Origin of the sequence: Micromonospora cynarisoli, assembly GCF_030518815.1 — a bacterium.
Classification (GTDB): Bacteria; Actinomycetota; Actinomycetes; order Mycobacteriales; family Micromonosporaceae; genus Micromonospora; species Micromonospora wenchangensis.
In genome coordinates this window covers 5876677-5889352 of the sequence record NZ_CP130426.1, presented here as the reverse complement: position 1 = coordinate 5889352, position 12676 = coordinate 5876677, and the positions used below count along the sequence as shown (strand labels likewise).

Sequence of the window (12676 nt, the reverse complement as noted above, 5' to 3'; positions counted from 1 at the left end):
CCACCGGAAGGGGCCCGCAGGTGCGTCCGGATCAGTGCGCGCCGAGGTGGGCGAGCAGGTCCTGCCGGGTCAGCACGCCCTTGGGCTTGCCGTCGACCAGCACCAGCGCCGCGTCGGACTTCTCCAGCATGCCCACCGCCTCGCTCACCGGCTGACCGCCGCCGATCATCGGCAGCGGGTCGGCCATGTGCCGTTCGATGGTGTCGTGCAGGTGCGCCTGGCCGGTGAACAGGGCGTCCAGCAGATCCCGTTCGGCGATCGAGCCGGCCACCTCACCGGTCACCACAGGCGGCTCGGCCTTGAGCACCGGGAGCTGGGAGACGCCGTACTCGCGCATGTAGTCGATGGCGTCGCGGACCGTCTCGGTCGGGTGCACGTGCACCAGTTCGGGCAGGCCGCCCGGCTTGCCCGCCAGCGCGTCGGCGACGGTCGGCTCGGTGCCGGAGTGGTCGAGGAAGCCGTACCGGGCCATCCACCGGTCGTTGAAGATCTTGGACAGGTAGCCCTTGCCGCTGTCCGGCAGCAGCACCACGACCACGTCGTCCGGGCCGGCGGCACGGGCCACCTCCAGCGCCGCCACCACGGCCATCCCGCAGGAGCCGCCGACCAGCAGGCCCTCCTCCCGGGCCAGCCGCCGGGTCATCTCGAAGGACGCCTTGTCGGAGACCTCGACGATCTCGTCGGCGATTCCCCTGTCGTACGTCTCGGGCCAGAAGTCCTCACCGACCCCCTCGACCAGGTACGGCCGGCCGGTGCCGCCGGAGTAGACCGAACCCTCCGGGTCCGCCCCGATCACCCTGACCCGTCCCTCGGACGCCTCCTTGAGGTAGCGCCCGATGCCGGAGATGGTGCCACCGGTGCCGACCCCGGCCACGAAGTGGGTGAGCGCGCCCCCGGTCTGCTTCCACAGCTCCGGGCCGGTGGTCTCGTAGTGCGAGCGCGGGTTGGCCGGGTTGCTGTACTGGTCGGGCTTCCACGCGCCGGGGATCTCCCGGGCCAGCCGGTCGGAGACGTTGTAGTACGACCGGGGGTCCTCCGGGGCGACGGCGGTCGGGCAGACCACCACCTCGGCCCCGTACGCCCGCAGCACGTCCTGCTTGTCCTGGCTGACCTTGTCGGGGCAGACGAAGACGCAGTGGTAGCCCTTGAGCTGGGCCACCAGGGCCAGCCCGACACCGGTGTTGCCGCTGGTCGGCTCGACGATGGTGCCACCGGGCCGGAGAATCCCGGCGGCCTCGGCGTCCTCCACCATCCGCAGCGCGATCCGGTCCTTCACCGAGCCGCCCGGGTTGAGGTACTCCACCTTGGCCAGCACGGTCGCCCGGATGCCCGCGGTGACGTTGCGCAGCCGCACCAGCGGGGTGTTACCGATCAGGTCGACGACGTTGTCGTAGTACTGCACCTCGTTGTGCCCTTCGTTGCGGCGCCGGCGACGGCGGCCTGGCAGACGGTCCTTCGTCGCTCAGCGTACGTGCCCTCAGAGCGCCACATGACCGGGGATGACGGAGGCCCGGCGGGCCTCCCACTCCAGGAAACGCTCGGTCTCCGACAGCACGCTGCCGGCCAACCAGGTGACCATGACCGCGTCGTCCACCAGACCGAGGACGGTCAGGAACAGCTCCGGGACCAGGTCGACAGGCGACACGACGTAGACCGTCGCCGCCGTCATCATCGCCAGCCGGAGGCCGCCGTCGTACTCGCCCCGGGCGGTGGCCCGGATCATCCGGGGCAGCGCCGCCAGCCGGGTGCCCAACGACGGACCGCCCCGGGCGCCGGCCGCCAGCGACCGGGCCAGCGCCGTGAAGGCCGCGGTGCGCTTCAATGTCCTACCCATCTCATCCAGCCCCTCTCCACCGACCAGCGTGACTGGCCCGCGCAAGCCGTCGCCACCTGCGGCGGGGCGCTCACGGGTGACCCCGCCACCCGACCAGGTACCCAGAACCGTCGCCGCCCAGCCCGAAAACCGGCCGTCCTGACGGAGGCGGGGTGACGCTGCGGCGCGATAATGTCGCTGTATGGGGGTGGCAGGTTCCGTCGTACCGGTCGGTCCGCGCTGGCACCGCGCCCGGCAGGTGGTCCGGCTGGCGGCGATCGGCACGGGTGCCACCGCGGCGGCCGTCGCCGCGACCGGCGGCGTGCTGCTCGGGCAGGCCCGGCAGGCCCGACGCACCATTCCGATGGCGGAGGCCCCGCCCCCGCGATGCGACGGCGTCTACGGCGCCAAGATCCCCGGCCCGCCGCTGACCATGGTGATCCTCGGTGACTCCTCCGCCGCCAGCTACGGGGCGGCGCGGCGACGCGAGACCCTGGGCGCGCTGCTGGCCACCGGGCTGTCCCGGCGGCTGCACCGGGCCGTACGGGTGCACCGCTTCGCCGTGGTCGGCGCGCTCTCCGCCGGGCTGCGCCCGCAGGTCGAGGCGGCCCTGGACTGCGCACCGGACGTCGCGGTGATCCTGGTCGGCGGCAACGACATCACCAACCGCACGCCGTACCCCGTCGCCGTCCGCCACCTGGTCGACGCGGTCCGCACGCTGCGCGCCGCCGGTTGTGAGGTGGTCGTCGGGACCTGCCCCGACCTGGGGGCGATCCGGCCGATCCAGCCCCCGTTGCGCTGGCTGGCCCGGCGGTGGAGCCGGCAGCTCGCCACCGCCCAGACCGTCGCGGTGGTCGAGGCGGGCGGTTGGACGGTCTCCCTCGGTGACCTGCTCGGCCCCCGGTTCGCCGCCGAGCCGACCCGGATGTTCGCCTGGGACCGGTTCCACCCCTCCGCCGAGGGCTACGCGATGGCCGCCGCCGCGCTCCTGCCGACCGTGCTGTCGGCGCTCGGGAGCGGGGAGCGTCGGCCGACGCTGGCTCCGGGCGAGGGCGTACGGTCGCTCCCCCGGGCCGCCCACGAGGCCGCCCGCAACGCCGGCACGGAGGTCAGCGGCACGCAGGTCCGGGGCCGGGACCACGGCCCGGCCGGTCGCTGGGCGCAGCTGCGGCGGCGGGCATTCTTCGGCGTCGCCCCGGTGCCGCAACCCGGCACCGCCGCCGACTCACCCCAACTGGAGGGACTGGCATGAGCGAGCGCAGCGAGCGAACCACCGGGTGCCGCAGATGCCCCGCCGGGCCGGTCACCACCGCCGTGGGCCCCCGGGCGGTGACACCGTGACGGGCCGCTCCCTCGGCGGCGAGCTGGCCGTACGGCTCGGCAAGGCCGCGGCGGTCTCCCTGGTCGCCGGGACGATCGGTGGTGCGGCGGTGCTGGCCGGTCAGGCGGTGGCGGCCCGTAACCGCGACTACGCCCAGCCGGAGCTGGGGCTGGCGCTGCGGGCCACGGTCGGCCGGGTCGGCGCCCCGCTGCTGCGGCTGGTGCTGCTCGGTGACTCCTCGGCGCTCGGCGTCGGGGTGGCCCGCTTCGACGAGACGGTCGGCGGTCAGCTCGCCCACCTGCTGACCGAGGGGCCGGCCGGGCGGCGGGTGCACCTGTCCAGCGTCGGGGTCTCCGGGTCCCGCTCCACCGACCTGGCGACCCAGGTGGCCCGGGCGCTGCTGGGTGACCGGCCGGACGTCGCGGTGGTGCTGATCGGGGCGAACGACGCCACGGCCATGCGGCGGCCGGCGGAGGCGGCGGCCTACCTCGCCTCGGCGGTGCGCCGGCTGCGGGAGGCCCGGGTCGAGGTCGTCGTCGGCACCTGCCCGGACCTGGGCGCGGTGCGCGCGGTGGCCCCGCCGCTGCGGCAGGTGATCGGCTGGTCGGGCCGGCGGGTCGCGCGGGCGCAGACCGCGGCCGTGTTGGAGGCCGGCGGCACGGTCGTCGACCTGGGCACGGAGACCGGGCCGGTGTTCCGGGCCGACGCCGGGACGCTCTGCCACGACGGCTTCCACCCGTCCGCCGACGGTTACCGGGTCTGGGCGCACGCCCTGTTGCCGGCGGTCGTCGCCGCCGCGAACGTCGCCTCCCGACACTGACCGACGTCGATCACTTTCCGCCTGCTGCGCCGTGTCGCGGCCGGCGGGCGGGTCCGGCCGGCCGGCACGGGTGACATTTCCCGCTGGTCGGCGTCCTTCCGCGTCAAGTTTCCGTCAAGTTAACGTTGGTTCATGCCGATTGAGTCGTCCCGCGACGCCGTCATCGTCGCCACCGCCCGGTCCCCCATCGGCCGCGCGTTCAAGGGTTCCCTGCGTGAGGTCCGCCCGGACGACCTCGCCGCCACCATCGTCCAGGCCGCGCTGGACAAGGTCCCCGGGCTCGACCCCACCACCATCGACGACCTCTACGTCGGGTGCGGGCTGCCCGGCGGCGAGCAGGGCTTCAACCTGGCCCGGGTGGTCGCCACCCTGATGGGCCTGGACGGGCTGCCCGGGGCCACGCTGACCCGCTACTGCGCGTCGTCGTTGCAGACCACCCGGATGGCGATGCACGCGATCCGGGCCGGGGAGGGCGACGTCTTCGTCTCCGCCGGGGTCGAGATGGTCTCCCGGTACGCCCGGGGCAACTCCGACACCCTCCCGCCCGAGGCGCAGGCGCTCGTCGGCGGCGGTTGGGAGAACCCGCGCTTCGCCGGGGCGCAGCAGCGGTCGGCGGCCCGCGCGCAGGGCGACGCCGAGGTGTGGACCGACCCGCGCGAGGCCGGTCAGCTCCCCGACATCTACCTGGCGATGGGGCAGACGGCGGAGAACCTGGCCCAGGTGTACGACATCACCCGGGAGGAGATGGACGCGTTCGGCGTCCGCAGCCAGAACCTCGCCGAGAAGGCCATCGCCGACGGCTTCTGGGCCCGCGAGATCACCCCGGTCACCACCCCCGACGGCAGCGTGGTCGACACCGACGACGGGCCGCGCGCCGGGGTCACCCCGGAGGCGGTGGCCGGGCTGAAACCGGTGTTCCGCCCGGACGGCCGGATCACCGCCGGCAACTGCTGCCCGCTCAACGACGGTGCCGCCGCCGTGGTGGTGATGAGCGCCCAGCGGGCCGACGAGCTGGGGCTGACCCCGCTGGCCCGGATCGTCTCCACCGGCGTCACCGCCCTGTCGCCGGAGATCATGGGCCTCGGCCCGGTCGAGGCGTCCCGGCAGGCGCTGCGTCGGGCCGGGATGACCGTCGACGACGTCGACCTGGTCGAGATCAACGAGGCGTTCGCCGCCCAGGTGATCCCGTCGTACCGGCAGCTCGGCGTCCCGGAGGAGAAGGTCAACGTGATGGGTGGGGCGATCGCCGTCGGCCACCCGTTCGGGATGACCGGTGCCCGGATCACCGGCACCCTGCTCAACGCCCTCCAGTGGCACGACGCGACGATCGGCCTGGAGACCATGTGTGTCGGTGGCGGTCAGGGCATGGCGATGGTGCTCGAACGGCTCAGCTGAGCCCTACAGCGCGCCGCGGGTCGCCGCCACCAGGGCGGCGGCCCCGGCCAGCACCGCCTCGGGCGGGCCGGCGGCCACCAGGTCCGCCGCGACCACCCGGAGCTGGTCGGGCAGCGCCATCGGATGCGCCAACCGGGGTACGTCCCGCCGCGGTCCGCCCTCGGCGTCGGCCGCCAGGTCGGCGATCTCCTGCACCAGCTTGTGCACCAGGTCGGCCCGGGACACGTTGCCGCCCGCGGCGACCGCCGCCCAGCGCGGCTGCTGCCAGTGGCCCACCTGACGGACCAGCGACGTCACCGCCCGGTCCAACTCCGCTGCGCTCATCGTCGGCGAGTCTAGCCACCCCGGCCGCCTGCGGAGACGACGACGCCCGCCGCCGCGGGGTCGCGGCGGCGGGCGTCGGGTGCGAGAACCGTCAGTCGTCGCCCTGGAAGTAGCTGATCAGGCGGAGCATCTCCAGGTAGAGCCAGACCAGGCTCACCACGATGCCGAACGCGGCCGTCCAGGAGTAGCGGGCCGGCAGCCCCATCCGGACGCCGTCCTCGACCTCCTTGAAGCTGAGCACGAAGCTCAGCGAGGCGACCACGATGCAGACCAGGCTGAACCCGATGGCCAGCGGGCTGCCGTCGCGCAGGCCGGTGTTCACGCCGAACAGCGCGAGCACCAGGTTGATCAGCATGACGGCGAACAGGCCGGCCATCACGGCGATCATGCCCTTGACGAACTTGGGGGTGGCCCGGATGACGCGCGCCTTGTAGAGCATCGTCATCACGAAGAAGACGCCGAAGGTGGCGACCACGGCCTGGAGCACGATGCCCTGGTAGGCCGTCTCGTAGACCTTGCTGACCAGGCCGACGAACGCGCCCTCGACGATCGCGTACGCGACGACCAGGGCCGGGTTGGCGACCCGGGAGAACGAGATGATCAGGCCGAGGACCAGGCCGACCATCGCGGCGCCGATCCAGGCGACGCCGAGCACCGAATCCGGCACCACGATCCAGGCGGCGGCGGCGGAGACGCCGAGGATGGCCAGGAGCGCGACGGTCTTGACGACGACGTCGTCGACGGTCATCGTGCCGGACACCGTCGGGGCGACCGGGGAGCCCGGCTGGCCCGGGTACTGCTGTGGAATACCGGGCTGTCCGTAACCGTACGGCCCGGGCTGGGCGTACCCGGCGGAACGCTCCCGCTCGGCCGCCTGGCCGAGCCGGGCGAGCACCGGGTTCGAGGTCTTCACTGTCTCAGGCCTCCCTCAGGGGGTCAGTCGCACGCAAACGTGCCCTTCCAGGGTAAACGGCGGGGCCCGACCGTCGCCGGTCGGGAGGCTGTGGGAAAGCTGAGAGTGTGGTGCCCGGGGCGGGTCTCGAACCCGCACGCCTTGCGGCAGCCGCTTTTAAGGCGGCCGTGTCTGCCGTTCCACCACCCGGGCGGGGGCGCGTCACGTCGATGCGCGACTGTGCAGTCTCACGGTAGCCGTTCCGCGTCGCCCCGGCGTACCCTGTCCGCCCGTGCCGGACGGCGAACGCCTGTCGCCCCCGCCCGGGAGCGGGCGGGGGCGACAGGCGGTTCGTAGCGGCGGTCAGGCCGCCCTGCTGGTGATCGGGATCGGCTGCGACGCCTCGGCGAACTCCTCGCGCGGGTCGTGCAGCTGGCCGAGCGCGACCACCTCACGCTTGAGGAAGAAGGCGAGCGACCAGTCCACCACGACCCGGACCTTGCGGTTGAACGACGGGATCCGGCTCATGTGGTACGTCCGGTGCATGAACCAGGCCGGCCAGCCCTTCATCTTGATGCCGTACACCTGGGCGACGCCCTTGTGCAGGCCGAGGCTGGCGACGCTGCCGGCGTGCTTGTGCTTGTAGTCGACAGGCTCCCGGCCCCGCACCACGAGCGCGATGTTGTCGGCCATCCGGGCGGCCTGCCGCACGGCGTGCTGGGCGCTCGGCGAGCAGTAGTTGCCCGGTTCCTTGGTGAGGTCCGGTACGGCGGCGCAGTCGCCGGCGCTCCACGCCCCCTCCACCACCCGGTCGCCGTCGACGACCTGGAGGGTGGGCAGGCAGGTGACCCGACGCCGCTCGTCGCGGGGGAAGTCGGTGCGGTCCAGCATCGGCGACGGCTTCACGCCGGCCGTCCAGACGATGGTGTCGGAGCGGAAGCTGTCGCCGTCGGAGAGCTTGACCACACCGTCGATGCAGGACTCCAGCCGGGTGTCCAGCCGGATGTCCATGTTCCGCTTCAGCAACTGCTGCACCGTGTACGCGCCCATGTCCCGGTCGACCTCGGGCAGCACCCGCTGGGTCGCCTCGACCAGCACCCAGCGCATGTCGTCCGGCTTCAGCTCGGGGTAGTAGCGCAGCGCGTCCCGGGCCATGTCCTCCATCTCGGCCAACGCCTCGATGCCGGCGTAGCCGCCGCCGACGAAGGTGAAGGTCAACGCGGAGCGGCGGACGTCGGCATCCGGCGTGGCGGCGGCCACGTCGAGCCGGTCCAGCACGTGGTTGCGCAGGTAGATGGCCTCGCCGATGGTCTTGAACCCGATCCCGTGCTCGTGCAGGCCGGGGATCGGCAGGGTGCGGGACACCGAGCCGGGGGCCACCACCACGTGGTCGTAGGCGATCTCCCGGGGCGGGCCGGAGATCGGCTGCACCACGGCGGTCCTGCGGCTGTGGTCGATCCGGGTCACCGTGCCCGCGACGACCTTGCACCGCCGCAGCTCGCGCCGCAGCGGCACCACGGAGTGCCGGGGAGAGATGTTGCCGGCCGCCGCCTCGGGCAGGAACGGCTGGTACGTCATGTGCGGCTGCGGGTCGACCACGACGACCTCGGCCTCACGGGAGCTCAGCTTCTTGGACAGGCGCAGAGCGGCGTACAGGCCCACGTGCCCGGCACCCACGACAAGGATCCGCTTCGGATTCACGTCATCCATCTTTCCCCGGGCGGCTCCGGTAATACCCCGCGAGACCCCCATCTGTGACGGAGCACAACACCTGTGAGCTGCACAACGTCGCGCTATCTGCGACGCAGCAGCCAGCCCAGCAACCCGGTCAGACCCACCGCCACCAGCAGCCCCACCACGGTGGCGACCTGGAAACCGTCATCCGGGCCGAGTTGCCCCGAGCGGGTCAGCAGCACCCCGATCACCGCCGACGCCAGCACCACCGCGGCGGCCCGGGTGAGCCAGCGCAGCACGACGTCCGGGTCGATCGCCCCGTCGTAGGGCAGCACGGCCAGCAGGGCGCAGAGGGTGTGTCCGAGGTAGAGCAGGGTCGCCACCGCCAGCAACCGCCACAACGTGATCGGCCGGTCGTAACCGGCCGACGCGAACACCCAACCGCCCATCGTGACCAGCGCGGCGAAGGTCGGCCAGATCCGGCGCGGAGCCACCGCCGGCAGCAGGGCCACCACCGTCAGCGCGAGCAGCGACCGGGCCTGGAACAGCTCCACCGGGTACGCCAGCAGCAGCCCGGCCAACACCACCAGGAAGACCAGACCACGCACCAGCAACGGCAGCAGGGCGACCCGGCGCACCGCCGTGCGCGCCGCCCGGACCCGTTCCCGGGCCGCGTCGACCGGGCTCACCGGCCACCCACCCGGGGTGCGGTCGCCAACCGGGCGACGTCGCGCAGCACCTGATCCAGGCTGCCCGCGCCCGCCCACCCCACCACCGGCACGCCGTGCTCCCGCAGTTGCGTGATCATCGTGTCCCGGTCCAGCCGCCACAACCGGTACGCCACCGGCGCCCAGCCCCGGTCACCGGGCGGGGCGAGATCGGTCGGCAGGGTGTCCACCGCCACCACGAACCGGCCGCCCCGGGCCAGCCGGGCCAGCATCTGCGCGGACCGCTCGTCGAGCAGCGGGGTGAGCACCACCACCAGCGCGTCGGCGGAGAGCACCTGCGGGCCGAAGACCTGGTCGTACGGCTCGTGCGGGGAGGACTCGGCGTGCACGTCGAGCAGCCACTCCAGCACGGTCAGGTACTGCCGGCGTCCGGTGGCGGGACGCAGCCGACGGGCCGCCGGACCGTACTCCAGCAGGGCCACCCGGTCGCCCCGGTGCAGGTAGTGCTCGGCGATCGCGGCGGCGGCCCGGACCGTGGTGTCCAACACGGACGCCGCCCCGGCGACCCCGCCGGACCGCCCCGCCTCGGCCAGCACGTCGAGCAGGACGACCACCTCGGCGTCCCGGTCGGACAGGGTCGACGCCACGTGCAACTGCCGGGTCCGCAGCGACACCCGCCAGTCGATCCGGCGCAACCGGTCCCCCGGCCCGAAGACGCGTACCCCGGCCAGTTCGCCGCCCTCCCCCGGCCGCCGCGAGTGGTGCGCGCCGACCAGCCCGGCGGCCCGGGGCATCGCCTCCACCGCCTCGAACGGTTCGGTCTTCGGGTACACCCGCATCCGCACCGGTTCGGCGAGCACCGCGCGGGAGACCAGCAGCCCGTCGGCGGCGGCGGCGCGGGCACCGGCCGGCCCGATCGGGTGCCGCCCCCAACGCAGCGCGGTGCCGGTCAGTTCCAGGTCGACGGCGGTGCCCCGGGACAGCGCGGCGACGAACGGGCGGTCGGCCCCGCCGGCGCGGCTGACGTCCAGGCCGATCCCGCCGAAGCCGGCCCGGCGCACCGACAGCCACGGCGAGATCCGGGTCCGGACCACCACCACGTCGTACGGCACGGTGTCCGGGTTGCCCACCACCACCGCGCCGGCCAGTTCGCCCCCCTCGACCAGTTGGGCGTCCCCGGCGGTGATCTCCAACTGCGGGACGGCGGTGGGCCGGCGGCGCAGCGCGTACGCGGTGCCGAGCGCGAACGGGGTCGCCAGCACGACCAGGTCGACCCGGCCGAGCAGCACCCCGGCGATCAGCAGCAGCCCGGTGAGCAGCACCGCCCGGCCGAGCGCCCAGGTGGGCGACCAGCCCGGCGTCGGCTCCTGACGGTCAGGCACGACGATCAGCGCCCGGCCTGGCCGGCCGCGTAACTGGGCAGCGCGCCGCTGGCCGGGGCCGGGGTCTGCTCCAGCACCTCGCCGACCACGAACGACGGGTCGACCCGGCGCAGCCACATCTCCGGACGCAACGTGATCCGGTGCGCCAACGCCGGGGCCGCCACCTCCTTGACGTCCTCCGGCACCACGTAGTCGCGGCCGGCGAGGACGGCCCGGACCCGGGCCAGCAGCAGCAGCGCCAGCGAACCCCGGGGGGACGCCCCGACCAGCACCGACGGGTGTTCCCGGGTGGCCGCGGTGAGGTCCACTATGTACTTGCCGACGGAGTCCTCGACCACCACGTCCTCCAGCGCGGCCTGCATCGCCCGCAGGGTGCCGGCGTCGACCACCGGCTCGATCTGCGCCTCCTCGCGACGGCGGTCCATCCGGCGACGCAGCACCTCCCACTCCTCGTCGCGCTGCGGGTAGCCGAACGACACCCGCAGCAGGAACCGGTCGAGCTGCGCCTCCGGCAGCGGGTACGTCCCCTCGTACTCGATGGGGTTGGCGGTGGCCAGGACGTGGAACGGCTCGTCGAGCCGGTAGGTGACGCCCTCGACGGAGACCTGCTTCTCCTGCATCGCCTCCAGCAGCGCCGACTGGGTCTTCGGCGGCGTCCGGTTGATCTCGTCGGCGAGCAGCAGGTTGGTGAAGAGCGGGCCGGCCCGGAAGGAGAAGTCGCCGCTGCGCTGGTCGTAGAGGAACGAGCCGGTGACGTCGGCGGGCAGCAGGTCGGGGGTGAACTGGAGTCGGCGGAAGTCCAGCCCGAGGGCCTGGGCGAAGGACCGCGCGGTCAGCGTCTTGCCCAGCCCCGGCAGGTCCTCCAGCAGCACGTGCCCGCCGGCCAGGATGCCGGCGAGCACCAGTTCCAGGGCCTCCCGCTTGCCCACCACGACCGTGCCGACCGCGTCCAGCACCGCCCGCGCCAGGTGGCCGACCTCCGTGGCGGGAATGCTGCGGTCCACGTCGTTCATCAGATCTTCTCCAGTTCGGCGACGATCGCCGCGAGGTCGCGCGGCGACGGGGGACGGCGGGAGGGGGTGTCGAGGAAACTCCACAGCGGCTCCCCGAGCAGGGCCCGGGCCCGGGTCGGGTCGGATTCCCGGGTCAGGCCGTGGCGTTGGCGCAGCCGCTCGTCGGCCAACTCGCCGAGGCGGGGCAGGATGCGGTCGGTGAACCGTTCCTGGTTGCCCGAGGACCAGTCCAGCGGGCGTTCCCAGCCGTTGATGGCGGCCCGCAGCGCGTCCCGGGCCGCCCAGTTGTAGGTGCCCGGCTCCTCGCCGGCGGGGGCGCGGGCACCGCCCCGGGGCGGGGGCGGCGGGGCCAGCGCGGCGGTGACCCGGCGGACGACGAGCACCGCCAGCACCCCGGCCACCACGATGCCGAGCGACAGTCGCAGGCCTACCGCGCGCAGCCCGACCAGGACCACGGCGGTCACCCCGGCGGCGGTCAGCAGCAGCCGGAACGCCTGCCGGGCGTGTCCACCCCGGGTCCGGCCGGTGCGGGGCGGCGGTTCCTCCTCGAAGGAGAACAGGTCGTCCAGGCCTGTCGACTCGCTCATCCCGGCACCTCACCGGGTGCGGTGCGGCGGGCGGTCACGCCGGCACCTGCGGGTCGGCCAGGGCGGTGAGTTCGCCGCGCAGCCGGCGCAGCGCCCCCCGGGCCTGGTCCCGCATCCGGGCGTCGACGGCCCGGGTGGCGTAGCGGGCCTCGCGGTAGACGTGGGCGAAGCCGTCCAGCACGTCGGCGCTGGCGATGGCGGGCACCCCGGCCGCCGGGTCGCCGCGCAGCAGCCGGGTCACCAGGTCGGTCGGGGTGTCCCCGGTCCGCCGTGGCACGCCGGCCTCGGTGGCGGCCTCCTCCAGCCGTACCCAGCAGGCGATGACTGCGGTACGCGGGTCGGTGTCGGCGTCGTCCAGTTCCTCCAGGCCGGCGTCGAGCGCGGCCACCACCTCCCGCGCGGTGCCCTCGGCGGTACGCCGGGCCCGCGCCACGGGGACCGCCCGGGTGGTCCGGCGCAGCGCGCCGCGCAGCAGGGTGAAGGCCAGGTAGCCCAGGGCGGCCAGGATCGCCGTGGCGAGCAGCACGATCGCCGCCGTGGCGATCCACTGCGGGACGCTCGGCCGGGTCTGCGCGGCCTCGGTACGCGGCTCGACCGGGATCGACCGGGCCGGTTCGGCGGAGGGGTAGTCCGGCACGTAGGGGATGTTGTCGGCGGCCGGCGGGATGCGACTGGCCCCGATCGACGAGTGCCCGGCGGCGAGCGCGGCGGCGAGCAGCAGCAGCGTCACCAGGGCGACGGGCCACCATCTGCGCAGTACGCCGAGGTCCATCGCCACCGCCCCACG

At 74.0% G+C, this 12676-nt stretch carries 13 protein-coding genes and 1 tRNA gene; 3 read left to right on the top strand and 11 right to left on the bottom strand.

Annotated features, from left to right (window positions below):
• Positions 1-31: 31 nt before the first annotated feature.
• Together Q2K16_RS25980 and Q2K16_RS25975 are read right to left on the bottom strand one after the other, a co-directional pair.
• Positions 32-1402: a cystathionine beta-synthase gene (locus Q2K16_RS25980; protein WP_302740781.1), complete on the bottom strand. Its 1371-nt coding sequence runs from the start codon at positions 1400-1402 to the stop codon at positions 32-34.
• Between the two features lie 75 nt (positions 1403-1477).
• Entirely contained in the window at positions 1478-1834 is a 357-nt protein-coding gene (locus Q2K16_RS25975) for a YkvA family protein (RefSeq protein WP_302740780.1), read from the bottom strand.
• 181 nt (positions 1835-2015) lie between these two features.
• Between Q2K16_RS25975 and Q2K16_RS25970 the strand changes: the two genes are divergently transcribed.
• From Q2K16_RS25970 to Q2K16_RS25960, 3 genes are all read left to right on the top strand, one after another.
• On the top strand, positions 2016-3065 hold the full coding sequence (locus tag Q2K16_RS25970) for an SGNH/GDSL hydrolase family protein (protein WP_302740779.1): 1050 nt from the start codon (positions 2016-2018) through the stop codon (positions 3063-3065).
• A gap of 85 nt (positions 3066-3150) precedes the next feature.
• Entirely contained in the window at positions 3151-3954 is an 804-nt protein-coding gene (locus tag Q2K16_RS25965) for an SGNH/GDSL hydrolase family protein (RefSeq protein WP_302740778.1), read from the top strand.
• 132 nt (positions 3955-4086) lie between these two features.
• Complete coding sequence (locus Q2K16_RS25960) at positions 4087-5349, top strand: acetyl-CoA C-acetyltransferase (protein ID WP_302740777.1); 1263 nt, start codon at positions 4087-4089, stop codon at positions 5347-5349.
• A gap of 3 nt (positions 5350-5352) precedes the next feature.
• Here Q2K16_RS25960 and Q2K16_RS25955 read toward each other — a convergent pair whose 3' ends face one another.
• The 9 genes from Q2K16_RS25955 to Q2K16_RS25915 all read right to left on the bottom strand — a co-directional run bounded on the left by Q2K16_RS25955 (position 5353) and on the right by Q2K16_RS25915 (position 12661).
• Positions 5353-5673 carry a hypothetical protein gene (locus tag Q2K16_RS25955; RefSeq protein ID WP_302740776.1) on the bottom strand — a complete coding sequence of 107 codons (321 nt, stop codon included), beginning with the start codon at positions 5671-5673 and terminating at the stop codon, positions 5353-5355.
• 91 nt (positions 5674-5764) lie between these two features.
• A complete protein-coding gene (locus Q2K16_RS25950; protein WP_088642890.1) occupies positions 5765-6586 on the bottom strand; it encodes a Bax inhibitor-1/YccA family protein in 822 nt (273 codons plus the stop codon).
• 108 nt (positions 6587-6694) lie between these two features.
• A tRNA-Leu gene (locus Q2K16_RS25945) sits at positions 6695-6778 on the bottom strand.
• 150 nt (positions 6779-6928) lie between these two features.
• On the bottom strand, positions 6929-8266 hold the full coding sequence (locus Q2K16_RS25940; protein WP_302740775.1) for an NAD(P)/FAD-dependent oxidoreductase: 1338 nt from the start codon (positions 8264-8266) through the stop codon (positions 6929-6931).
• A gap of 92 nt (positions 8267-8358) precedes the next feature.
• Entirely contained in the window at positions 8359-8928 is a 570-nt protein-coding gene (locus Q2K16_RS25935) for a hypothetical protein (protein ID WP_302740774.1), read from the bottom strand.
• A complete protein-coding gene (locus Q2K16_RS25930; RefSeq protein ID WP_302740773.1) occupies positions 8925-10289 on the bottom strand; it encodes a DUF58 domain-containing protein in 1365 nt (454 codons plus the stop codon). Before Q2K16_RS25930 ends, Q2K16_RS25935 begins: the two co-directional genes overlap by 4 nt.
• Before the next feature lie 5 nt (positions 10290-10294).
• On the bottom strand, positions 10295-11302 hold the full coding sequence (locus Q2K16_RS25925) for an AAA family ATPase (protein ID WP_302740772.1): 1008 nt from the start codon (positions 11300-11302) through the stop codon (positions 10295-10297).
• The gene (locus Q2K16_RS25920; RefSeq protein ID WP_302740771.1) at positions 11302-11889 is read right to left on the bottom strand and encodes a hypothetical protein; all 588 of its coding nucleotides are present in this window, start codon (positions 11887-11889) and stop codon (positions 11302-11304) included. The genes Q2K16_RS25925 and Q2K16_RS25920 overlap by 1 nt, the downstream gene beginning before the upstream one ends.
• 34 nt (positions 11890-11923) lie before the next feature.
• Positions 11924-12661 (bottom strand): DUF4129 domain-containing protein, encoded by a 738-nt coding sequence (locus Q2K16_RS25915; RefSeq protein ID WP_302746617.1) that lies wholly within the window; start codon positions 12659-12661, stop codon positions 11924-11926.
• Between the last annotated feature and the right edge of the window lie 15 nt (positions 12662-12676).